The organism is Streptomyces sp. NPDC006372 (assembly GCF_040612515.1).
GTDB lineage: Bacteria > Actinomycetota > Actinomycetes > Streptomycetales > Streptomycetaceae > Streptomyces.
The window spans coordinates 336768-358307 of record NZ_JBEXQJ010000003.1; the positions used below are offsets into that span (position 1 = coordinate 336768).

Sequence of the window (21540 nt, forward strand, 5' to 3'; positions counted from 1 at the left end):
CGCGCCCCGTCCCCAGGGAGCCCACCGTGCAGCCATCGCCCTCACTCGCCCGACCCGCCCCCGATTCAAGGCAGTTGCGCCGCGTCGCCGTCTCCGGCCTGCTCGGCACGACCGTCGAGTTCTACGACTTCCTCGTCTACGGCACGGTCGCCGCGCTCGTCTTCGGCGACCTGTTCTTCCCGCGGGCCGACCCGGCGGTCGGCACCATCGCCGCGTTCGGCACCTTCGCCGCGGGCTATCTCGCCCGGCCGCTGGGCGGCATCGTCTTCGGCCACTTCGGCGACCGGATCGGCCGCAAGTCGATGATGCTGCTGACCATGGTCCTGATGGGGTCCGGCAGCTTCCTCATCGGACTGCTGCCGACCTACGACGCGATCGGGGTCTGGGCCCCGGTCCTGCTCGTCGCCCTGCGCGTGGTGCAGGGCATCGCGATCGGCGGCGAGTGGGGCGGCGCGATGCTCATGGTCGTCGAGCACGCCGAGCAGGCGCAGGGCTCGCGACGCGGTCTGTGGTCCAGCTTCACCCAGCTGGGCGCCCCGCTCGGCTCCGTGCTGTCGGCCGGTGTGGTCACCCTCGTCGCCGGCCTGCCCGACGACGAGTTCCGCTCCTGGGGCTGGCGGGTGCCGTTCCTGCTCAGCGTCGTGCTGCTGGCCGTCGGGCTGTTCGTGCGCCTGAAGGTCGCCGAGAGCCCGCTGTTCGCCCAGGCCGAGCGGAAACCGGTGGACAAGCCGCCGATCGTGGAAGTGCTGCGCCGCCCGAAGCCCGTGCTGCTCGCCGCCTGTGTCGGCATCGGTGCGTTCACCACGCAGTCCCTGCTGACGAGCTTCATGATCTCCTACGCCGTGGACCAGGGGTACACCCGTCCGCAGGTGCTGACCGCCGTGACCGTCGCCTCCTGCGTGGCCCTCGCCGTCCTGCCCGCCGCCTCCGCGCTGTCGGACCGGGTCGGCCGCCGGCCCGTCGTGCTCGCCGGGGCGGTCGCCTCGGCCGCGCTCGCCTTCCCGGTGCTGGCGCTGGTCGACTCCGGCTCGCCCGGACTGCTGATCCTCGCCCTCGCCCTCGGCCACGGCGTCGCCCAGTCCACGATGTACGGACCGCTCGGCGCCCTGCTCACCGAGATGTTCGGCACCCGCGTCCGCTACACCGGCGCCTCCCTCGGCTACCAGGCGGCCACCCTGGTCGGCGCCGGGTTCTCCCCGCTGATCGCAGGCAGCCTCCTCGCCTCCAACGGGGGCGGGAGCACTCCGGTGTCGCTACTGCTGTGCGCGGGCGCGGCGATCACCGCCGTCACGGTGTGGCGCCTGCGCGAGACCCACACGGACGCCCTGGACTCCCCCGCCACCACCCCCACCCTGGAAGGAACCCCGCGTTGAGGATCCGCCTCGCCTTACTGACCGCCTGCCTGTCCCTGGCGACGACCGCGCTGCCCGCGCAGGCCGCCGCCACCGACACCCACCTGGAGGGCCGGCTCCCCTCCGGCGCCGCCTACGTGCTGGACGTCCCCGCGTCCTGGAACGGCACGGTGCTGCTCTACAGCCACGGCTACAGCCCGGCCGGAGCCCCCAACCCGGCCCAGAACACGCCGAGTCCGGCCGCGCGCGACAAGCTGCTGACGCGGGGTTACGCCCTGATCGGCTCCTCGTACGCGACGAACGGCTGGGCGGTCACGGAGGCGGTGCCCGACCAGCTCGCCACACTGGACCTGTTCACGGAGAAGTTCGGGGCGGCCCGCAGGACCCTGGCCTGGGGCACCTCGTACGGCGGCTTCGTCACCAGCATGCTCGCCGAGCGGCACGCCGACCGGTTCGACGGCTCGCTGTCGATGTGCGGGCTGGTCCAGGGCGGTGTCGCCAACTGGAACAGCACGCTGGACCCGGTGTTCGCGCTGCGCACGCTGCTCGCGCCGGGTTCCGGGATCCGGCTCGCGGGGTTCGCGGACCAGGCGGAGGCGGTCGCGGCCGCGAAGGCCCTCGGCTCGAAGGTCGACGCCGCCCAGCGGACGCCGGACGGCCGGGCCCGGATCGCCCTGGCCGCCGCCCTGCACAACATCCCCGGCTACAACGACTCCTCCCAGACCGAGCCGGGCCCCGCCGACTGGGCGGGCCGGCAGTCCAACCAGTACGCCGCCGTCCGGGGACTGCTCCAACGGCCCGCCTTCAGCTGGCGGCAGGAGGCCGAGAGCCGGGCAGGCGGCAACCCGTCCTGGAACACGGGCGTCGACTACACCGCGATGCTCGCCCGGTCCCCGCTGTACAAAGAGGTGACCGAGCTCTACAAGGAGGCGGGACTGTCCTTGCGCACCGACCTCTCGGCCCTGGGCCGGGCACCCCGGGTCCAGGCCGATCCACCGGCCGTTCGGTGGATGCGGAACACCAGCGTGCTCTCGGGCCGGCTCAACGACCCGCAGCTGAACATCCACACGACCGGTGACGCGCTGATCCCGGTACAGGCGGAGAGCGCGTACCGCCGGGCGGCGACGGGGGCCGGCTCCGCGGGGCTGCTGCGCCAGGCGTATGTCGAGGGCCCGGGCCACTGCACCTTCACCACGGGCGAAACCCTGGCCGCGCTGCACACGCTGGAGCGGCGTCTCGACACCGGCCGCTGGGACGTGCGGCCCGGCACCCTCAACTCGACGGCGGCCGCGGAGGATCCGACGGCCGAGCCCCGCTACGTCCCCTACCGTCCGGCCGCCTATCCCCGCCCCTACGACCTGACCCACCCGGGAGACAACCGTCCATGACCGGAACAGGGGGCGCCCCCACCGCGCCCGGCCGGCTGCTGTCCGTGCTCGCGGCCTTCGACCACGAGCACCCGGCCCTGTGCCTGACGGACATCAGCCGGCGGGCCGGACTCAGCCTGACCACCGCCCACCGCCTGGTGGGCGCGCTCACCGAGTGGGGCGCCCTGGAGCGCGACGAGTCCGGCGTCTACCACGTCGGGCTCAGGCTGTGGGAGCTCGCCGCACTGGCTCCGCGCGGCCTCGCCCTGCGGCAGATCGCGCTGCCGTACCTGGAGGACCTGTACGAGGCGACCCACGAGAACGTGCAACTGGCCGTGCGGGACGGCTCGGACGTGGTCTACATCGAGTGGCTGTCGGGCCGGTCGGCGGTCGGCGTGCACATCCGGGTCGGGGCCCGCTGGCCGCTGCACGCCACCGGGGTCGGGCTCGCCCTGCTCGCCCACGGCGATCCGGAGCTCCAGGAGAAGTACTGCGCGGGCGAGCTCGCGTCGTTCACGCCGTACACGATCACCGACCCGGCGCGGCTGCGGCGGGAACTGGCCGAGGTGCGCCGCAGCGGGGTCGCGGTGAGCGACCGCCAGGTCACGGAGGACGCGCTGTCGGTGGCCGCGCCGGTACGCGGGGCGGACGGCTCGGTGACCGCCGCCGTGTCCATCGTGGTGCCCCATGCGGACGCCCAGGTGCCGGTCCTGGTCCCGGCGGTACGGGTGGCGGCCCGGGGGATATCGCGGGCGCTGGGGTGGCAGCCCGAGCGGGGGTGAACCGCTCGGTGCCGAAGCCGAGACCGACACCCTGCCGCGAGCGGGACGATGCCTGCCACGGTCGGGGCGGCACCGTGCTGCTGCGCGGTGCCGCCCCCCAGCACATGCGCCCCGCTCAGCAGTTGCCCGGCATCGGCTTGCCGGCGAAGCGGTCGCCGAGCCACTTCACCACGTCGTCCACCGCCTGGAAGTCACCGAGGAGGTGGTCACCGGGGTAGGTGTTCCACTGGGTGGGGATCCGGGCGGCGCAGTACGCCCGTCGCGTGGCCTCCTCGGTCTCGGCCGGGATCACCTCGTCGAGGAGACCGCGGTACTGGAGCACGGGGAAGGGGATCTCGTAGCGGGCACCGGAGCCCGCGGGGCCCACACCGGCCCCGAGGGTGTTGCCGTCGACGATCTGGCCCCAGGTCCTGCCGTCGGGGCCGCGGAGGGCGAAGATCTGATCGAGTGTCAGCCGGTCCGTGGTGTAGTTCTCCGTCCGGCCGCCGGCGAAGCGCGCGAGGGTGCCGACGAGACAGAGCTTCTTCGCGTCCCGGACGGCCGTCCGGCCCTCGTCGTCGAGGAGTTCCTCGAAGGGCATCTCCGGGTTGGTGGTGGCCATGCCGATGACGGCGTCGAGCAGGAACCCGGCGAACGCACCGCCGTTGAGGCTCTTCGCGACGACCTTCAGATCTCCGGGCACCCCGCCGGACGCCACGCCCGCGACATGCAGCCCCGGGGCGTACGACCGCGCCAGCTGCGCCGCCCACAGGCTTCCGGCGCCGCCCTCGGAGTAACCCCACAGGCCGACCCGGGCACGCGCGCTCAGCCCACTGCCGGGTACTTTCGATGCCGCCCGCGCGATGTCCAGCAACGCGTGTCCGGCGTCGGCTCCGGAGACGTACGGATGGACCTGGCCGTCGAGATAACCGGCGCCGTCCGTGGCGGCGACCGCGTACCCGGCACGCAGCAGCGCGGCGATGTTGCCGCCCTCGTAGGCGTCCTGGTACTCCCCGGCGAGTTGCTTGGAGAAGGCGCACTGCGGTCCGATGCCGAGCGTGCCGGGCGCGAACGCGACCAGCGGACGCTCGCCGGAGCCGGTCCACGCCGCCCGGGGCACGACGACCGTCCCGGCCACGGCGACGGCCCGGCCCCGTCCGTCGGTGGACGCGTACTGCACCTTCCATGCGGTGAACGGGACGCCGTCGCCGACCATCGGCAGGGCGTCGACCGGGCGGCAGGCGAGGACGGTACCCGGAGCCGCCGTGACACTCGCGGGAGGCCGGTAGATCTCGGCGTCCACGGCGGCGCAGCCGTCCGCCGCGGGACGGGCACCGGCCGTCGCCACGGGCACGGCGAGGGCGGTCGCGAACAGCGCACCGACGCCGAGCAGCGCGACTCTGCGCACCGCCGGCTTGTTCGACCTGTGTGACATCACGTCAGAGCTTCCCTTCCGTGGGGTGAAGCGGAGGCGTGACGACGGTACGAACGAGTAGGTGAGCAGTGATAGTTAAGAACTTACGAAGCGGGACGGCGGGACGTGCGCGCCCATGACAACGCCTGGGTCCCGCCCCGGAAAAGGCTTTGAGCGAGGCGGCGCCCGCTGCTACTTTCATGGCGGACCGTGAAGTCGTCGTATGGAGGTGAGCCCCGTGAACGCAGTTACCCGTGGGTGCTCCCTCAACCCGTCACGGTCCGGCGGCTGACGTTCGGTGTCGCCAGGAGCGCCTGAGATCGAGGCACTCCTGGAGGGAGACTCCGATGGACACGAAGCCTTTCCATTCCGGCCTGAGCGACGACGCGCTGACGATCACGCGCGTCGCGGACAGCCAATGGCATGCGCTGGACGACGACCTGGTGGTCGGTCGCGGGCATGCGCAACACCGTCCCGACGGACGCCTGTTCGTCAGCATCGACGCCTGGCACGACGCCGCGTTCGACCAGCTCGCCGAGCCCATGCTGGCGGGCCTCCCGGCACCGCTGTACACGGTGGTCGACGAAGCCGATGTCGAGCTGACGGCGCGTTGGCGGCGGGCCGGTTTCACGGTCCGGCGCCGCGAGTGGGAGTACGCCGTGCCGACCGACCCGCGCGTCACCGGGCTCGAAGCGGCCCTGCCGCCCGCGGGCGTGACGATCGTGCCCGCCGGCCAGGCGGACGAGAGTCTGCTGCGGGCGGTGGACCGCGCGATCCGTGACGAAGTCGAGGCGACCGTCGGGTGGCAGTCGATGCCCGCGGAGGTGATCCCCCGCCCCGAAGGCGACACCGTCGTCGACCCGTCGCAGTACGCCGTGGCCGCGGGCCCGGACCGCTATCTGGGTCTGATCCGGGTGGCGAGGGTGAAGCGGCCGCGCATCGGACTGGTCGCGGTCCGGGCCGGCGAGCAGCGCCGCGGCATCGCGCGGGCGCTGCTGGCCCACGCGCTGGGGACGCTGCACCGTTCCGGGGCCGCCGCGGCCTGGACCGAGGTCGACGAGTCCAACCGAGCGGCCGCGGCGCTGTTCGAGGGCATCGGCGCCCGGCCGATGAGCAGCAACCTGGAGCTGGTGCGATGACGAGGAACAAGAACGTCATCGAAGTCGAGGGCAAGGTCGTCGAGTGCCTGCGCAGCGCCATGTTCACCGTGGAGCTCGAGAACGGCCACCAGGTGCTCGCGCACATCAGCGGGAAGATCCGCAAGAACTACATCAAGATCATGCTGGAGGACCGGGTGCTGGTGGAGCTCCCGCCGTACGACCTGACACGCGGCCGGATCGTGTTCCGCTACCGGAACTAGCGGCGTCCGGCACCTCCTTCGGCAGCTGACCCGGGGCCCCGGTCACGGCGCTTCCGTGACCGGGGTGGCGCGCCCGCGCAGCCTCACATCCGGGATCTCAGCACGTCGACTTCGCAGCCCGGCGCGGTCGGGTCGAAGCCGTGCTCGATCAGCCAGCGAACCGCGAGCAGGCTGCGCAACGACCACCACGCGCGGATCACCTCGAGGTCGACATCGGCGCCATAGCCGGCGACGACGTCAGCGAGGTGTTCCTCGTGTCCGAGCGTCAGCGTGGCGAGGTCGAACAGGGCGTCGCCCTGGCCCGCCTCGGACCAGTCGATGATGCCCGTGATCTCGTCGCGGTCGACGAACACGTGCGTGATCTGCAGGTCGCCGTGCGTGAACACCGGAGTCCACGGCCGGATCGCGGCCTCGGCGACCTTGCGGTTGCGGGTGACCAGGTCGGCGGGGAGGACACCATTCGTCACGAGCCGCTCGCACTCGCCGTCGAGTTCCGCCGCCAGTTTGCCAGGGTCCCGGCCGCCCCGACCGGGCCAGGGCGGCAAGGGCGCGTCGTGCAACTTCCGGACGGCGGCACCCGCGGCGGCCCACGCCGCCGGCGACGCGGTCGACGGCTCGCCGAGACGGCCGAGCGCCGTGCCCGGGACCGCGGCGATCGCGAGTACGGGCGGCTTGCGCCACAGGACCTTCGGGGTCGGGACCGGCGCCAGGGCCATGGCCTCGACCTCGACGTCGATGCGGGCCTGATCGGCATCCACCTTCAGGAACACGTCGCCGACACTCAGGGTCGCGCGCTCGGAATGGGCGACGACGACCTCGACCTCATCCATGAGCGACCAGTATCCCGGCAGTGGTCGTCGACGTCGCCTGGTTTGTCGCATGCGATCGCGCGGGTTCGTCCGCGTCAGGGGCGCGGTCCGGAAGCGGCGCGGTCGGCCGAGCCGCCGGCGCCGAGCGGCCCGGTGCAGGGGACGGGCTCGGTGGCCTCCAGGCGGGGCAGCTCGTGGCGGGACACCCGCAGCACCACGGCCGGCAGGGCCGCGCGCACGGGCTGGGCGAGCCGCAGCCACGCCGGGGCGTACACGGCGGTCCTGCGGCGCTCCAGGCCCCGGACCAGGCGGGCGGCGATGGTGTCGACGCTGTACACCCGGCGGGCCGGCGGGGGCATGTGGGCACGCAGTTCGCGCAGGACGGCGTACCGGTCGGCGGCGCGGATCATGTCGGTGTCCGTCCAGCTGGGATAGGCGACGCCCACACCGACCCCCCGGTGCGCCACCTCGGCCCGCAGGGAATGCGCGAAGGCCTCGACCCCGGCCTTGGAGGCGCAGTAGGCACTCATCAGAGGGGCGGCGCCGATCGATGCCAGGGAGGCGACCTGGAGGAAGAAACCGGCCGTCTCGAGCAGGTCCGGCAGAAATGCCCGGGCCGTCTGGGCGCTGCCGGTGAGGTTGACGTCGATCACCCTGCGCCAGGCGGCCGGGTCCGAGGCGAGGAACATGCCGCCCTCGGCGATGCCCGCGTTCGCCACCACGGCCGAGGGACGCCCGAGGCCGGTTCGGACCGTCTGGGCCGCGGCGGTCAGGGCGGCGGGATCGGTGATGTCGACCTCGAGGGCCAGGGCCGGGCCCGGCAGGGACGCGGCGACCTCGTCCAGGGCGGCCTTCTCATGGCCGAGGAGCGCCACCCGGGCACCCCGCCGGGCGACTTCGTGGGCCATCGACGCGCCCAGGCCGCGGGCGGCTCCGGTGATGACGACCGTGCGCTCGGCGAGCGGACTGCTGCGCATGGGCTGCCCTTCTTTCGGTCTCTGAGCGGGTCTCGGCCGTCGCCTCCTGTTCCGCGAGTCGTGCGCCGGGTGAAGTACGCGCCGGGCGAGCCGGAGGGCACCCCGTGGCATCCGCCGTCCTGTCCTCCTGTCCCTCCGTCCTCCTGCCCTCGTACCCCTGCGTCCTCCCCACTGCGTCAGCGCTTGGTTCCCGTGCGGTCGCGCTGCGCCAGGAGCCGTTGGACGCTGGCGAGGCCGGGTGGCCGGTGGCGGCGCAGCGCGGCCCGGGCGGCGTTGGCTCCGGGTGCGCCGTGCACGCCGCCGCCCGGATGGGCCCCGGAGGAGGCCAGGAAGAGGCCCGGCACCGGGGTCTCCGGGCGTCCGGTGCCGGGGACGGGGCGGAAGACGAGCTGCTGGTGTATCGCGGTGGTGCCCCCGTTGATGGCGCCGCCGGCCAGATTGCCGTCGAGCGCCTCGATGGTCGGGGGCGCGAGGATGCGGCGGGCGCGGATCAGGGCGCGAAAGCCGGGCGCGAACCGTTCCACCTGGCGTTCGACCCGGTCGGCCATGATTTCCTGTTCCTTGGTGTCCCACCGGCCGGTGATGCCCTCGTCGGCGGCGTCGGCGGCGATCTCGTGGGGGATGTGGGTGTAGGCCCAGGCGGACTCGGTGCCCTGCGGGGAGCGGGTGGCGTCGGCGGTGGTCATCTGGCCGAAGATCGCGAAGGGACGGTCCGGGACCTGTCGCATCGCGATCTGCGCGGCGAAGCGGGTGAGCTCGTCGAGGCCGTCGGCGAGGTGCACGGTCCCGGCCCGGGAGGCCTGCTCGGCCTGCCAGGGCACCGGGCCGTCCAGCGCCCAGTCCACCTTGAACGTGGCGAAGTCCCACTGGAAGCGCCGCAGATCGTCCAGCATCTGCGCGGGCAGGTGCGCGGGCTCGACGAGTTCCCCGTACAGGGCGGGCACCGACACGTCCGCCAGCACCGCCCGGCGAGCCGCGACGGTGTCCCCCGCCGCCGTGCGCACACCGACGGCCCGGCCGCCGCGGACGACGATCCGCTCGGCGCGCCGGCCGCAGCGCACCCGGCCGCCCCGGGTCTCCAGGCGTTTGACGAGGGCCCTGGTCAGCGCGCCGGAGCCGCCTTCCGGGACGGGGAAGCCGTAGGTCTGTCCCAGCATGGTCATCAGCCAGCCGAAGCCGCCGCTGCCGGCCGATTCCGGGGCGAGGTCGGCGTGCAGGGCGTTCCCGGCCAGCAGCAGCCGGCCGCCCTGGCCGCGGAACTCCTCCTCGCCCAGGCGGCGCACCGGCAGCACCAGGGAGCGTGCCATGCGCAGTCCGCCCGCAGCCCGCAGCCGCAACGCCAGCCGGGCCCCGGCGCGGACGGGCGGGAACGGGGTGAACAAGGCGTCCAGGAGGTCGGGCCGCAGGTGCTGCCACACGTCGTGCAGCCGCTGCCAGGCTGCCCCGTCGCCCGGGGCGAAGGTCTCGACGGACGCCGCGGTCGTCTCGATGTTCCGGTCGAGGAGGGCACAGCTGCCGTCGGCGAGGGGGTGCGCCAGCACACTGGGCGCGTGGCTCCACCGCAGTCCGTGGTCCTGGAGGCGCAGCGCGGCCAGGACGGGCGAGGCGGCGGCCAGTGGGTAGAAGGAGCTGAACAGGTCGTTGACGAACTCGGGGTCGACGCCCCGGTCGTGGCGCACCGCGCCGCCCGGCTCGGGCTGCTCCTCCAGTACCTCGACGCTCCACCCGGCGTCCGCCAGCAGGTTGGCGGCCACCAGGCCGTTGGGCCCCGCGCCGATCACCACGGCGTCAGGCATGGTGGGCTCCGCCCGTGTCGGACCCCACGGTCACCTGGCCCAGGGCGCGGCGCGCTCCGCCCGCGTCCCGGGCCTCGCCCTCACACAGTTCGGCCAGCCGGGCCAGCATGGCGCGGTGGCGCAGCTGGATCAGGGCTTCGAAGCCCACGTTGTGCATCCGGCCGCCGGCCCCGCTCAGGGGGTGCTCGTCCACGATCACCAGGCAGTGCTCGCCCCACGGCCGCAGTTCGATCGCGATGCGGGCCGTCCCCAGCACACCGGCGTGGGCCTCCAGCTCCAGCCGGGTGCCTTCCTCGTGGTGGCGGACGACCGTCTCGTTGTCGAGCCGCACCGGTCCGAGGCGGACCTGGAAGCGGATCGCCGCGCCGGTACGGGGCCACTGCCCACGCAGCGGGTGGGTCTCGGAGGTTCCCACCACCCACTCCGCGTAGCGGCTTCCGTCGGCGAGGACGGCCCACACGTCGCGCGGGCTGACTCGGATCAGTCGATGGCGAACGGCCACGGATACCTCCATGTGCTGCCCGGACCGGTTGGTCCTTCGTCCGGCCCGAGTGCCCCGGCGGCACCCGTTCAACAGCGCGGGTGCGATGACGTCACCCTTTTCGACGAGCGCGCGGCAGTACAGGGTGAGAGCGCTCTCGACCGGCGTACGGACGGCACAGCCCGTTCAAGCTGTGCACTCATCGGCCGCCCCGCACATTTCCCGGCTTTACCTCTTGACGACCTGGATGCCGTGGAGCACATTGACGGCACCTTGAGAGCGCTCTCACCCTCCCCACTCCGTATCCGAGAGGCATCCCCACATGAGTGACACCTCCGGCAGACTCCGCGCTCGGCACCCCTTCCGGCGGGCGTTCGCCGCCGTCGTCGGCACCCTCGGCCTCGCGGCGGCCGCGACCACCGCGGCGACCCCGTCCGCGAACGCCTCCGCCCCGCCGCCCCCGTCGGGCTGGAACCAGCTCTTCCTGGACGACTTCACCGGTCCCGCCGGCAGCGGCGTCAACACGTCGAACTGGCGGTACGCGACGGGCAAGGGCTACCCGGGCGGCCCCGCCAACTGGGGCACCGGCGAGATCGAGACGATGACGAGCAGCACGGACAACGTCTCGCTCGACGGCAACGGCAATCTGCGCATCACCCCGCGACGGGACAGCGCCGGCAACTGGACCTCCGGCCGTATCGAGACCAACCGCACCGACTTCCAGCCCCCGGCAGGCGGCAAGCTCCGGGTCGAGTCGCGCATCCAGGTACCGAACGTCACGGGCGCGGCGGCCAAGGGCTACTGGCCCGCCTTCTGGATGCTGGGCGGCCCCTACCGCGGCAACTACTGGAACTGGCCGGGCGTCGGCGAGCTGGACATCATGGAGAACACCCAGGGCATGAACACGGTGTTCGCGACGATGCACTGCGGTACCTCGCCGGGCGGCCCCTGCAACGAGACCAGCGGGATCGGCAGTTCGACCACCTGCCAGGGGACGTCCTGCCAGGCCGGCTTCCACACCTACGGGATGGAGTGGGACCGCTCCACGAATGTCGAGGAGATCCGGTTCTACCTCGACGGCGTCAACTATCACACCGTGCGCGCCGACCAGGTCGACGCGACCACCTGGCGGAACGCCACCGACCACGGCTTCTTCGTCATCCTCAACGTGGCGATGGGCGGCGGCTTCCCGGACGCGTTCGGCGGCGGTCCGGACGCCGGGACGCAAGCAGGCCACGCGATGGTCGTCGACTACGTCCAGGTCCTGTCGTCCGGCGGCGGCACCACACCTCCGCCGGCCGGCAACCGCGACGCCTTCTCCACCATCCAGGCGGAGTCCTACGACGGCCAGTCCGGAGTGAGCACCGAGTCGACGTCCGACTCCGGCGGCGGCCAGAACGTCGGCTCCCTGGCCAATGGCGACTGGCTGCACTTCAAGGGCGTGAACTTCGGTTCCTCGGCGGCCCGGCAGTTCACCGCGCGGGTCGCGAGCGGCGCGGCGAGTGGTGTCAGCGGGCTGGTCGAGGTGCGGCTGGACAGCCGGAGCAACGCACCCGTCGGGAGTTTCGCGGTGGGCAGCACCGGCGGCTGGCAGTCCTGGCGGACGATCCCTGCGAACATCAGCTCCGTGACGGGGACGCACGACGTGTATCTGACCTTCACCAGCGGTCAGCCGCAGGACTTCGTCAACGTCAACTGGTTCACGTTCGGGCACTGATTCGGGCACTGACCGTCCTCGGCCGGGGGCTCCACGCGCGCGTGGGGCCCCTTCTCGCTGCCCTCAGCGCAGGTCCGCCCGGAACGCCGCCGGGGTCTGGTCCGTGTGCTGGTGGAAGAACTTGGAGAAGTTGGCGGCGTCGGGGAAGCCGACCGCCGCGCCGACCCGGCCGATCGGCAGGTCGGTGTGGGCGAGAAGCCGTTTGGCCTCCAGGACGACGCGCTTGTCGATGAAGGCCTTGGGGGTGTCGCCGGTGGCGGCGCGGACCGCGCGGACCAGGGTGCGGCGGGAGTAACCGAGCGCGTCGGCGTAGGCGCTGACGCTGTGGTTGGTGGCGAAGTCCCGCTCCACCGCGCCCCGGAAGAGGGTGAAGGTGGAGTCGGACGGCCGGCGAACGGACTCCGCGCTCGCGGCCAGATGGGCGAGTCGCAGCAGGAACGCCGTCAGCGAGTGGCGCAGCACGGCGGTGTGCAGGCTGAGCGGCAGGGTGGCCGTGTCCTCGTACTCGCGGCGCAGTTGGCCGAGCGAGTTCCGCAGGCCGGCGAGTTGCGCCGGCTCGGGTCTCAGCAGGGGCGGCAGGTCGTAGCGGTACAGGCCGGTGGCCTCCACGGTGGCGCGGGGCAGGAAGCCCGGCTGCATGGTCAGCACCGTTCCGCGGTACTCGCTGCCCGGCGAGAACCGATGGACCTGCCCCGGGCGGATCCACAGCAGGTCCCCGGCCATGGCCTCGTGCTCGGTGAAGTCGACCATGTGCCGGACCGGGCCCTCGCCGAAGAGCATCACGACATGGAAGTCGATGCGGTGCACGCGCTCCAGCGGCGCGTCGGCGTGCCAGGTGCGGCCGGTGCCCATCGGGCCGACCTGCATACCGACGCCGCCGACGCTCAGCTCGACCGGGAAGGGGAACGTATCGATCCCGTCGCCGCCCTGGATGTCTCTGTCCGCCGTATCCGCCATATCCGCCATGTCCGCCTCGTGCCGCCCCGTTCGCGCGCCGCGCCGCCGCCGGGTGTCCCACTTTCACCACAGGCTGGCACACGGCGACCTTCCTTCCAATAAGTCAGACTTTTAGTTTTGAACGCGTCAGACCAGCCACTTCGCTCTTATCGAGGACTTCTTGAAGATGAGCACGCAGACAGCGGACCGCTTCGAATGGACCGAACTCGACCGGCGTGCCGTCGACACCGCCCGCCTGCTGGCGGCGGACGCCGTCCAGCGGGTCGGGAACGGCCATCCCGGCACCGCGATGAGCCTGGCACCGGCCGCCTACACGATCTTCCAGAAGGTGATGCGGCACGACCCCGCCGACCCGGAGTGGGCCGGCCGTGACCGCTTCGTCCTCTCCCCCGGTCACACCTCGCTGACCCTCTACACGCAGCTGTACCTCGCGGGCTACGAGCTGGAGCTGGACGACCTGAAGGCGTTCCGCACACACGGCTCCCGGACCCCCGGGCACCCCGAGTACGGGCACACCGCGGGCGTGGAGACCACCACGGGCCCGCTCGGCCAGGGCGTCGCGAACGCGGTCGGCATGGCGATGGCGGCCCGTTACGAGCGCGGCCTGTTCGACCCGGAGGCTCCCGAGGGCGAGTCGCCCTTCGACCACACGATCTGGGCGATCGTCTCCGACGGCGACCTCCAGGAGGGCGTCTCCGCCGAGGCCTCCTCGCTGGCCGGCCACCAGAAGCTCGGCAACCTGGTCTTCCTCTACGACGACAACCACATCTCCATCGAGGGCGACACCGCGACCGCGTTCTCCGAGGACGTGCTGAAGCGCTACGAGGCGTACGGCTGGCACGTGCAGCGGATCGAGCCGCAGGACGACGGTGACGTCGACGTGCGCGCGCTGTACGCGGCGCTGCAGGCGGCCCGGGCCGAGACCGGGCGGCCTTCGATCATCGCGATGCGCACCATCATCGCCTGGCCCGCCCCGAACGCGCGGAACACCGAGGCCTCGCACGGCTCGGCGCTCGGCGCGGACGAGGTCGCCGCCACCAAGCGCGTCCTCGGCTTCGACCCGGAGCAGAGCTTCGCGGTCGCCGACGAGGTGCTGGCCCACACCCGCGGGGCCCTGGACCGGGGCGCCGAGGCGCACGCCGTCTGGGACAAGCGGATCGCCGCCTGGCGCGGCGAGAACCCGGAGCGCGCCGTCACCTTCGACCGGGTCAGCAAGGGCGAGCTGCCCGCGGGCTGGGAGGACGCCCTGCCGGTGTTCGAGCCCGGCAAGGCGGTCGCCACCCGTGCCGCGTCCGGCAAGGTGCTCCAGGCCCTCGGCGGGGTTCTCCCCGAGCTGTGGGGCGGTTCGGCCGACCTGGCGGGCTCCAACAACACCACGATCGACAAGGCCAGCTCCTTCCTCCCCACGGGCAACCCGCTGCCGGAGGCCGACCCCTACGGCCGCACGGTCCACTTCGGCATCCGCGAGTTCTCCATGGCCGCGGAGATGAACGGCATCGCGCTGCACGGCAACACGCGGATCTACGGCGGCACCTTCCTGGTGTTCTCCGACTACATGCGCAACGCGGTCCGTATGTCGGCCCTGATGCAGCTGCCGGTGACGTACGTGTGGACGCACGACTCCATCGGCCTGGGCGAGGACGGCCCGACCCACCAGCCGGTCGAGCACCTGGCCGCGCTGCGGGCGATCCCGGGCCTGAACGTCGTCCGTCCGGCCGACGCCAACGAGACCGCCATCGCCTGGGCCGAGATCCTCCGGCGGCACTCCACCGATCCGGCCCCGCACGGCCTCGCGCTCACCCGCCAGGGCGTGCCGACGTACGAGCCGAACCCGGAAGCGGCGCGCGGCGGTTACGTGAGGTTCGAGGCGGAAGGCGGCGAGCCCCAGGTGATCCTGATCGCCACCGGTTCCGAGGTGCACGTCGCCGCCGACGCGCGTGAGCGCCTCCAGGCGGCGGGCGTGCCCACCCGCGTGGTGTCCATGCCGTCCGTGGAGTGGTTCGAGGAGCAGCCGCGCGCCTACCGCGACCGTGTCCTGCCGCCGTCCGTGAAGGCCCGGGTCGCGGTCGAGGCCGGGATCGGCCTGACCTGGTACCGGTTCGTGGGCGACGCGGGACGCATCGTCTCCCTGGAGCACTTCGGCGCCTCCGCCGACGCGAAGACCCTGTTCGCCGAGTTCGGCTTCACCCCCGAGAACGTCGTCGCCGCGGCCCGTGCGTCCCTCGACGCCGTGCGCGGCTGATCCGACCGCCCGAAAGAAGATGATCACTGTGACCGAAGCGACCGCGAGCGCGGGAGCACTCAAGCGCCTGTCCGACGAGGGCGTGTCGATCTGGCTGGACGACCTGTCCCGCCGGCGGATCGAGTCCGGCAACCTGGCCGAGCTCGTCGCCACGAGGAACGTCGTCGGCGTCACCACCAACCCGTCCATCTTCCAGGCCGCCATCGGCTCCGGGGAAGGTTACGAGGAGCAGCTCGCGGACCTGGCCGTGCGGGGCGTCACCGTGGACGAGGCCGTCCGCATGATGACGACCGCCGACGTGCGGGCCGCCGCCGACGTCCTGCGGCCGGTGTACGACGCCACCGGCGGCCGGGACGGCCGGGTGTCCATCGAGGTCGACCCGCGCCTGGCCCACGACACGACGGCGACCGTCGCGGAGGCCCGGCAGCTGGCCTGGCTGGTGGACCGCCCCAACGTGATGATCAAGATCCCGGCGACGAAGGCCGGCCTGCCGGCGATCACCGAGGTGATCGGGGCGGGCATCAGTGTGAACGTGACACTGATCTTCTCGCTGGAGCGCTACCGCGAGGTGATGGACGCCTACCTCGCCGGGCTGGAGAAGGCCCAGGCGGCCGGTCACGACCTGTCGGGCATCCACTCGGTCGCGTCCTTCTTCGTCTCCCGCGTCGACTCCGAGATCGACAAGCGGCTGACGCTGCTGGGCACGGACGAGGCCCTCGCCCTGAAGGGCAGGGCGGCGCTGGCGAACGCGCGGCTGGCCTACGAGGCGTACGAGGAGGTCTTCGCCGGGGCACGCTGGCAGGCCCTGGGAGGCGCCCGTGCGAACCGGCAGCGCCCCCTTTGGGCCTCCACCGGTGTGAAGGACCCCGCCTACAAGGACACCCTGTACGTGGACGAGCTGGTCGCTCCGGGCACGGTCAACACCATGCCGGAGGCCACGCTGGACGCCGTCGCCGACCACGGCGGCGTCCAGGGCGACACCGTCACCGGCGGTTACGCCCAGGCGCGCGCCGATCTGGCGGCCGTGGCACGGCTGGGCATTGCATACGACGAGGTGGTGCGGCAACTGGAGTACGAGGGCGTGGCCAAGTTCGAGGTGGCCTGGCAGGACCTGCTGGACGCGGTCACCAAGTCCTTGAACAGCAAGGGAGTTGACGCGGAATGAGCGAGGGGATCCCCCAGACGGCCGAGCAGGAGACCAAGGGGACCAAGGAGGACAAGGAGGCTCGGGCCGCCCAGGAGGCGGCCGGGGTGGAACAGACCGGGGTGAGCGGCCACGTGGCCCCGCCCGCGGAGCACGGCGACCCCGACTTCACCAACCCGCTGCGCGACGCCCAGGACCGCCGTCTGCCCAGGATCGCCGGCCCCTCCGGGCTCGTCATCTTCGGCGTGACCGGCGACCTGTCCCGCAAGAAGCTGATGCCGGCCGTGTACGACCTGGCCAACCGCGGTCTGCTGCCGCCGGGCTTCTCGCTGGTGGGTTTCGCCCGCCGGGACTGGGAGGACCAGGACTTCGCGCAGGTGGTGCACGACGCGGTCCGTGAACACGCCCGGACCCCGTTCCGCGAGGAGGTCTGGCAGCAGCTCGCCGAGGGCATGCGCTTCATCCCGGGCGACTTCGACGACGACACGGCGTTCAAGCAGCTGCGCTCCGCCGTCGACGAGCTGGACGCCTCCCGGGGCACCGGCGGCAACTACGCCTTCTACCTCTCGGTGCCGCCGAAGTTCTTCCCCAAGGTCGTCCAGCAGCTGAAGAAGCACGGGCTGGCGGGCGCCCCCGGGGACTCCTGGCGCCGCGCGGTCATCGAGAAGCCGTTCGGGCACGATCTGACGTCGGCCGAGGAGCTCAACTCGATCGTGCACGACGTGTTCGATCCCGAGCAGGTCTTCCGCATCGACCACTACCTCGGCAAGGAGACCGTCCAGAACATCCTGGCGCTGCGCTTCGCCAACCAGATGTTCGAACCGATCTGGAACCGGTCGTACGTCGACCACGTGCAGATCACCATGGCCGAGGACATCGGCATCGGCGGCCGGGCCGGGTACTACGACGGCATCGGCGCCGCCCGTGACGTCATCCAGAACCACCTGCTCCAGCTGATGGCGCTCACCGCCATGGAGGAGCCGGCCGCCTTCGACGCGGCGTCGCTGCTCACCGAGAAGCTGAAGGTGCTGCGGGCCGTGCGGCTGCCGGAGGACCTGGGCCGGCACACCGTGCGCGGTCAGTACGCGGCGGCCTGGCAGGGCGGCACGAAGGTCAGCGGGTACCTGGAGGAGGAGGGCATCGACCAGTCCTCCACGACCGACACGTACGCCGCGGTCAAGCTCCAGGTCGACAACCGCCGCTGGGCCGGCGTCCCGTTCTACCTGCGCACCGGCAAGCGGCTCGGCCGCCGGGTGACGGAGATCGCCGTGGTCTTCCAGCGGGCCCCGCACTCCCCCTTCGACTCCACCGCGACCGAGGAGCTGGGCTCCAACGCGATCGTCATCCGCGTCCAGCCGGACGAGGGCATGACGGTCCGGTTCGGCTCCAAGGTGCCGGGTACGTCGATGGAGATCCGGGACGTGACGATGGACTTCGCCTACGGCGAGTCGTTCACCGAATCGAGCCCGGAGGCGTACGAACGGCTGATCCTGGATGTCCTCCTGGGCGACGCCAACCTGTTCCCCCGTCACCAGGAAGTGGAAGAGTCCTGGAAGATCCTCGACCCGATCGAGCAGTACTGGGCCACGCACGGCCGGCCCGCGCAGTACGCCTCGGGCAGTTGGGGACCCGCGGAAGCCGACGAGATGCTCGCACGAGACGGACGGAGCTGGCGCAGGCCATGAAGATCGACCTGACCGACACCACGGCAAGCAAGATCAACAAGGCGCTGGTGCAGGGCCGCCGCGCCATCGGCACACCGGCCGTGGGCATGGTCCTGACGATGGTGATCGTCACGGACGAGGAGAACGCCTACGACTCGATCAAGGCGGCCGAGGAGGCCTCGCACGAGCACCCCTCGCGCACCCTGGTCGTCATCAAGCGGCAGGCCCGCACGCCGCGCGACCGCACCCAGTCCCGGCTGGACGCCGAGGTCCGGGTGGGCGCCGACGCGGGCACCGGCGAGACGGTGGTGCTGCGCACCTACGGCGAGGTGTCCGACCACGCCGACTCGGTGGTGCTGCCGCTGCTGCTGCCGGACGCGCCGGTGGTGGTGTGGTGGCCGGTGGAGGCTCCCGAGGTGCCCTCGAAGGACCCGCTCGGGGCGCTGGCCCAGCGGCGGATCACCGACCTGTACGCGGTCGCGAACCCCCTGGAGGCGCTCCGGAGCCGGGTCCGCTCCTACGCGCCCGGCGACACCGACCTCGCGTGGACCCGGCTGACGCCCTGGCGTTCCATGCTGGCGGCGGCGCTGGACCAGGCCCGGGCACGGGTCATCTCGGCGGCCGTGGAGGCCGAGGCCGAGAACCCGGCCGCCGAGCTGCTGGCCCGCTGGCTGGAGGCCCGGCTGCACGTCCGGGTCGACCGGGTGGTCACCGGCGGGCCGGTCGTGACCGCGGTCCGCCTGGGCACGGAGCGGGGCGAGATCGTCATCGACCGCCCCGAGGGGCCGCTGGCGACGCTGACCCTGCCGGGCCAGCCCTCCCGGACCCTCGCGCTGAAGGTCCGTGCCACCTCCGAACTCATCGCCGAGGAGCTCAGGCGCCTCGACGCGGACGAGATGTACGCCATCGCCCTGAACGGCGAGGCAACCGAGGAGACCCCTGCTCATGTCTGACCCGCTGTCCGACTCCCCCGAGCTCACCCGGCGGCCCGAGTGGGCCGCCCTGGAGGACCACCGCACGGACGCCCTGCCGCAGCCGGACCTGCGCGACCTGTTCGCGGCGGACCCGGGGCGCGCCGAGCGCTACGTCGTGCGCGTGGGCGATCTGCGGATCGACTACTCCAAGCACCTGGTCACGGACGAGACGCTGGCCCTGCTCCAGGAGCTGGCCACCGCCACCGACGTGTTCGGGCTGCGCGACGCCATGTTCCGCGGCGAGAGGATCAACACCACCGAGGACCGGGCGGTGCTGCACACCGCCCTGCGGGCGCCGCGGGACGCGGTGATCGAGGTCGACGGCGAGAACGTCGTCCCGGGTGTGCACGCCGTGCTCGACAAGATGGCCAGCTTCGCGGACCGGGTCCGCTCCGGCGAGTGGACCGGCCACACCGGCAAGCGCATCCGCAACGTCGTCAACATCGGCATCGGCGGTTCCGACCTCGGGCCGGCGATGGCGTACGAGGCGCTGCGGCCGTTCACGGCCCGGGATCTGACGTTCCGCTTCGTGTCGAACGTGGACGGCTCCGACCTGCACGAGGCGGTGCGGGACCTGGATCCGGCGGAGACGCTGTTCATCGTCGCCTCCAAGACCTTCACCACGATCGAGACCATCACCAACGCGACCTCGGCGCGCTCCTGGCTGCTGAACGGTCTGGGTGGCGACGAGAAGGCCGTGGCCCGGCACTTCGTCGCCCTGTCGACGAATGCCGGGAAGGTGTCCGGGTTCGGCATCGACACGGCCAACATGTTCGAGTTCTGGGACTGGGTCGGCGGCCGCTACTCCTACGACTCCGCGATCGGCCTGTCCCTGATGATCGCCATCGGCCCGGACCGGTTCCGGGAGATGCTGGACGGGTTCCGCATCGTCGACGAGCACTTCCGCAACGCCCCCGCCGAGGCCAACGCCCCGCTCATCATGGGCCTGCTGGGCATCTGGTACGGCAACTTCCACGACGCCCAGTCGCACGCGGTGCTGCCGTACAGCCACTACCTGTCGAAGTTCACCGCCTACCTCCAGCAGCTCGACATGGAGTCCAACGGCAAGTCGGTGGACCGCGCGGGCCGTCCCGTCCGGTGGCAGACGGGTCCGGTGGTGTGGGGCACGCCCGGCACCAACGGGCAGCACGCCTACTACCAGCTCATCCACCAGGGCACCAAGCTGATCCCGGCCGACCTGATCGGCTTCGCCCGGCCGGTCGCCGAGCTGAGCGACGAACTCAAGGCGCAGCACGACCTGCTGATGGCCAACCTGTTCGCGCAGGGGCAGGCGCTCGCCTTCGGCAAGACCGCCGAGGAGGTGCGGGCCGAGGGCGTGCCCGAGGAGCAGGTCCCGCACCGCACCTTCAAGGGCAACCACCCCACCACGACGATCCTGGCCACCGAACTGACCCCGTCGGTCCTGGGCCAGCTCGTCGCGCTCTACGAGCACAAGGTGTTCGTGCAGGGCGCGGTGTGGAACATCGACTCCTTCGACCAGTGGGGCGTGGAGCTCGGCAAGGTCCTCGCCAAGCGCGTCGAGCCCGCCCTGACCGAGGGCGCTGACGTCCCCGGTCTCGACCCGTCCACGGCCGCGCTGGTGGCCGCCTACCGCAATCTTCGGGAAGTGAACTGACATGCAGATCGGTCTTGTGGGTCTCGGCAAGATGGGCGGCAACATGCGCGAGCGCCTGCGCAACGCCGGCCACACCGTCGTCGGCTACGACACCAACCCGGACAAGTCCGACGTGGCGAGTCTGGCCGACCTGGTCAACCAGCTGGAGGCGCCGCGCACGGTCTGGGTCATGGTCCCGGCCGGCGACCCCACCCAGCACGTCATCGACCGTCTGGCGGACCTCCTCAAGCCGTACGACACGGTGGTCGACGGCGGCAACTCCCGCTGGACGGACGACGAGAAGCACGCCGAGGAGCTGAGCAAGCGCGGCATCGGCTTCGTCGACGCGGGCGTCTCGGGCGGTGTGTGGGGCCTGAAGAACGGCTACGCCCTGATGGTCGGCGGCGAGAAGGAGTACGTCGAACGGCTGCAGCCGATCTTCGACGCGCTCAAGCCGGAGGGTCCGTACGGCTACGTCCACGCGGGCAAGGTGGGCGCCGGGCACTTCGCGAAGATGGTCCACAACGGCATCGAGTACGCCATGATGCAGGCCTACGCCGAGGGCTGGGAGCTGCTGGAGGCCGTGGACTCGGTGGACAACGTCCGCGAGGTGTTCCGCTCCTGGCAGGACGGCACCGTGATCCGCTCCTGGCTGCTCGACCTCGCGGTCAACGCGCTCGACGAGGACGAGCACCTGGAGAACCTCCGGGGATTCGCCCAGGACTCCGGGGAGGGACGCTGGACCGTGGAGGCCGCGATCGACAACTCCGTGCCACTGCCCGCGATCACCGCCTCCCTGTTCTCCCGGTTCGCCTCCCGGCAGGACGACTCGCCGCAGATGAAGATGATCGCGGCGCTGCGCAACCAGTTCGGCGGGCACGCCGTCGAAGCCGCGAAGAAGGCGTAGCAC

General features: G+C 72.0%; 18 protein-coding genes. 12 read left to right on the plus strand and 6 right to left on the minus strand.

Annotated elements, in window-relative coordinates:
- Nucleotides 1-26 precede the first annotated feature (26 nt).
- Genes ABZ016_RS08640 through ABZ016_RS08650 form a run of 3 tightly spaced genes read left to right on the plus strand, consistent with a single transcriptional unit; the run spans nucleotide 27 to nucleotide 3501 of the window.
- Nucleotides 27-1373 (plus strand): MFS transporter, encoded by a 1347-nt coding sequence (locus tag ABZ016_RS08640; protein WP_356915796.1) that lies wholly within the window; start codon nucleotides 27-29, stop codon nucleotides 1371-1373.
- The gene (locus tag ABZ016_RS08645) at nucleotides 1370-2740 is read left to right on the plus strand and encodes a prolyl oligopeptidase family serine peptidase (RefSeq protein ID WP_356915797.1); all 1371 of its coding nucleotides are present in this window, start codon (nucleotides 1370-1372) and stop codon (nucleotides 2738-2740) included. Before ABZ016_RS08640 ends, ABZ016_RS08645 begins: the two co-directional genes overlap by 4 nt.
- Entirely contained in the window at nucleotides 2737-3501 is a 765-nt protein-coding gene (locus ABZ016_RS08650; RefSeq protein WP_356915798.1) for an IclR family transcriptional regulator, read from the plus strand. Before ABZ016_RS08645 ends, ABZ016_RS08650 begins: the two co-directional genes overlap by 4 nt.
- Nucleotides 3502-3616: 115 nt before the next feature.
- Here ABZ016_RS08650 and ABZ016_RS08655 read toward each other — a convergent pair whose 3' ends face one another.
- Nucleotides 3617-4915 carry a lipase family protein gene (locus ABZ016_RS08655; RefSeq protein WP_356915799.1) on the minus strand — a complete coding sequence of 433 codons (1299 nt, stop codon included), beginning with the start codon at nucleotides 4913-4915 and terminating at the stop codon, nucleotides 3617-3619.
- 326 nt (nucleotides 4916-5241) lie between these two features.
- Here ABZ016_RS08655 and ABZ016_RS08660 point away from each other — a divergent pair, with 326 nt between their 5' ends.
- Both ABZ016_RS08660 and infA read left to right on the plus strand, forming a co-directional pair.
- Nucleotides 5242-6033, plus strand: a complete 792-nt coding sequence (locus ABZ016_RS08660; RefSeq protein ID WP_356915800.1) for a GNAT family N-acetyltransferase — start codon at nucleotides 5242-5244, stop codon at nucleotides 6031-6033.
- Nucleotides 6030-6254, plus strand: coding sequence for a translation initiation factor IF-1 (gene infA, locus ABZ016_RS08665; RefSeq protein ID WP_007386266.1), 225 nt, complete (start codon nucleotides 6030-6032; stop codon nucleotides 6252-6254). Before ABZ016_RS08660 ends, infA begins: the two co-directional genes overlap by 4 nt.
- An 83-nt stretch (nucleotides 6255-6337) precedes the next feature.
- On the opposite strand, the gene ABZ016_RS08670 is transcribed toward infA, so the two are convergent.
- From ABZ016_RS08670 to ABZ016_RS08685, 4 genes are all read right to left on the minus strand, one after another.
- Nucleotides 6338-7084: a phosphotransferase gene (locus tag ABZ016_RS08670; RefSeq protein ID WP_356915801.1), complete on the minus strand. Its 747-nt coding sequence runs from the start codon at nucleotides 7082-7084 to the stop codon at nucleotides 6338-6340.
- Between the two features lie 74 nt (nucleotides 7085-7158).
- Nucleotides 7159-8040 carry an SDR family oxidoreductase gene (locus tag ABZ016_RS08675; protein WP_356915802.1) on the minus strand — a complete coding sequence of 294 codons (882 nt, stop codon included), beginning with the start codon at nucleotides 8038-8040 and terminating at the stop codon, nucleotides 7159-7161.
- Between the two features lie 176 nt (nucleotides 8041-8216).
- Nucleotides 8217-9836, minus strand: a complete 1620-nt coding sequence (locus tag ABZ016_RS08680; RefSeq protein WP_356915803.1) for an NAD(P)/FAD-dependent oxidoreductase — start codon at nucleotides 9834-9836, stop codon at nucleotides 8217-8219.
- Nucleotides 9829-10338, minus strand: coding sequence for an SRPBCC family protein (locus ABZ016_RS08685; RefSeq protein ID WP_356915804.1), 510 nt, complete (start codon nucleotides 10336-10338; stop codon nucleotides 9829-9831). The genes ABZ016_RS08680 and ABZ016_RS08685 overlap by 8 nt, the downstream gene beginning before the upstream one ends.
- Before the next feature lie 301 nt (nucleotides 10339-10639).
- Here ABZ016_RS08685 and ABZ016_RS08690 point away from each other — a divergent pair, with 301 nt between their 5' ends.
- The gene (locus ABZ016_RS08690) at nucleotides 10640-12034 is read left to right on the plus strand and encodes a glycoside hydrolase family 16 protein (protein WP_356915805.1); all 1395 of its coding nucleotides are present in this window, start codon (nucleotides 10640-10642) and stop codon (nucleotides 12032-12034) included.
- A gap of 63 nt (nucleotides 12035-12097) precedes the next feature.
- Here the strand turns inward: ABZ016_RS08690 and ABZ016_RS08695 are convergent, their stop codons facing one another.
- The gene (locus tag ABZ016_RS08695; protein ID WP_356915947.1) at nucleotides 12098-12991 is read right to left on the minus strand and encodes an AraC family transcriptional regulator; all 894 of its coding nucleotides are present in this window, start codon (nucleotides 12989-12991) and stop codon (nucleotides 12098-12100) included.
- A 166-nt stretch (nucleotides 12992-13157) separates the two neighbouring features.
- Between ABZ016_RS08695 and tkt the strand changes: the two genes are divergently transcribed.
- Genes tkt through gnd form a run of 6 tightly spaced genes read left to right on the plus strand, consistent with a single transcriptional unit; the run spans nucleotide 13158 to nucleotide 21537 of the window.
- A complete protein-coding gene (gene tkt / locus ABZ016_RS08700; RefSeq protein WP_356915806.1) occupies nucleotides 13158-15233 on the plus strand; it encodes a transketolase in 2076 nt (691 codons plus the stop codon).
- A 19-nt stretch (nucleotides 15234-15252) separates the two neighbouring features.
- Nucleotides 15253-16398 carry a transaldolase gene (gene tal / locus ABZ016_RS08705; protein WP_356915807.1) on the plus strand — a complete coding sequence of 382 codons (1146 nt, stop codon included), beginning with the start codon at nucleotides 15253-15255 and terminating at the stop codon, nucleotides 16396-16398.
- Nucleotides 16395-18062 carry a glucose-6-phosphate dehydrogenase gene (zwf, locus tag ABZ016_RS08710; RefSeq protein ID WP_356915808.1) on the plus strand — a complete coding sequence of 556 codons (1668 nt, stop codon included), beginning with the start codon at nucleotides 16395-16397 and terminating at the stop codon, nucleotides 18060-18062. Before tal ends, zwf begins: the two co-directional genes overlap by 4 nt.
- On the plus strand, nucleotides 18059-18994 hold the full coding sequence (gene opcA, locus ABZ016_RS08715) for a glucose-6-phosphate dehydrogenase assembly protein OpcA (RefSeq protein WP_356915809.1): 936 nt from the start codon (nucleotides 18059-18061) through the stop codon (nucleotides 18992-18994). The genes zwf and opcA overlap by 4 nt, the downstream gene beginning before the upstream one ends.
- Before the next feature lie 4 nt (nucleotides 18995-18998).
- Entirely contained in the window at nucleotides 18999-20651 is a 1653-nt protein-coding gene (gene pgi, locus ABZ016_RS08720) for a glucose-6-phosphate isomerase (protein ID WP_356915948.1), read from the plus strand.
- Nucleotide 20652: 1 nt separating this feature from the next.
- Nucleotides 20653-21537: a phosphogluconate dehydrogenase (NAD(+)-dependent, decarboxylating) gene (gnd, locus tag ABZ016_RS08725; RefSeq protein WP_356915810.1), complete on the plus strand. Its 885-nt coding sequence runs from the start codon at nucleotides 20653-20655 to the stop codon at nucleotides 21535-21537.
- The last annotated feature ends 3 nt before the right edge of the window (nucleotides 21538-21540 follow it).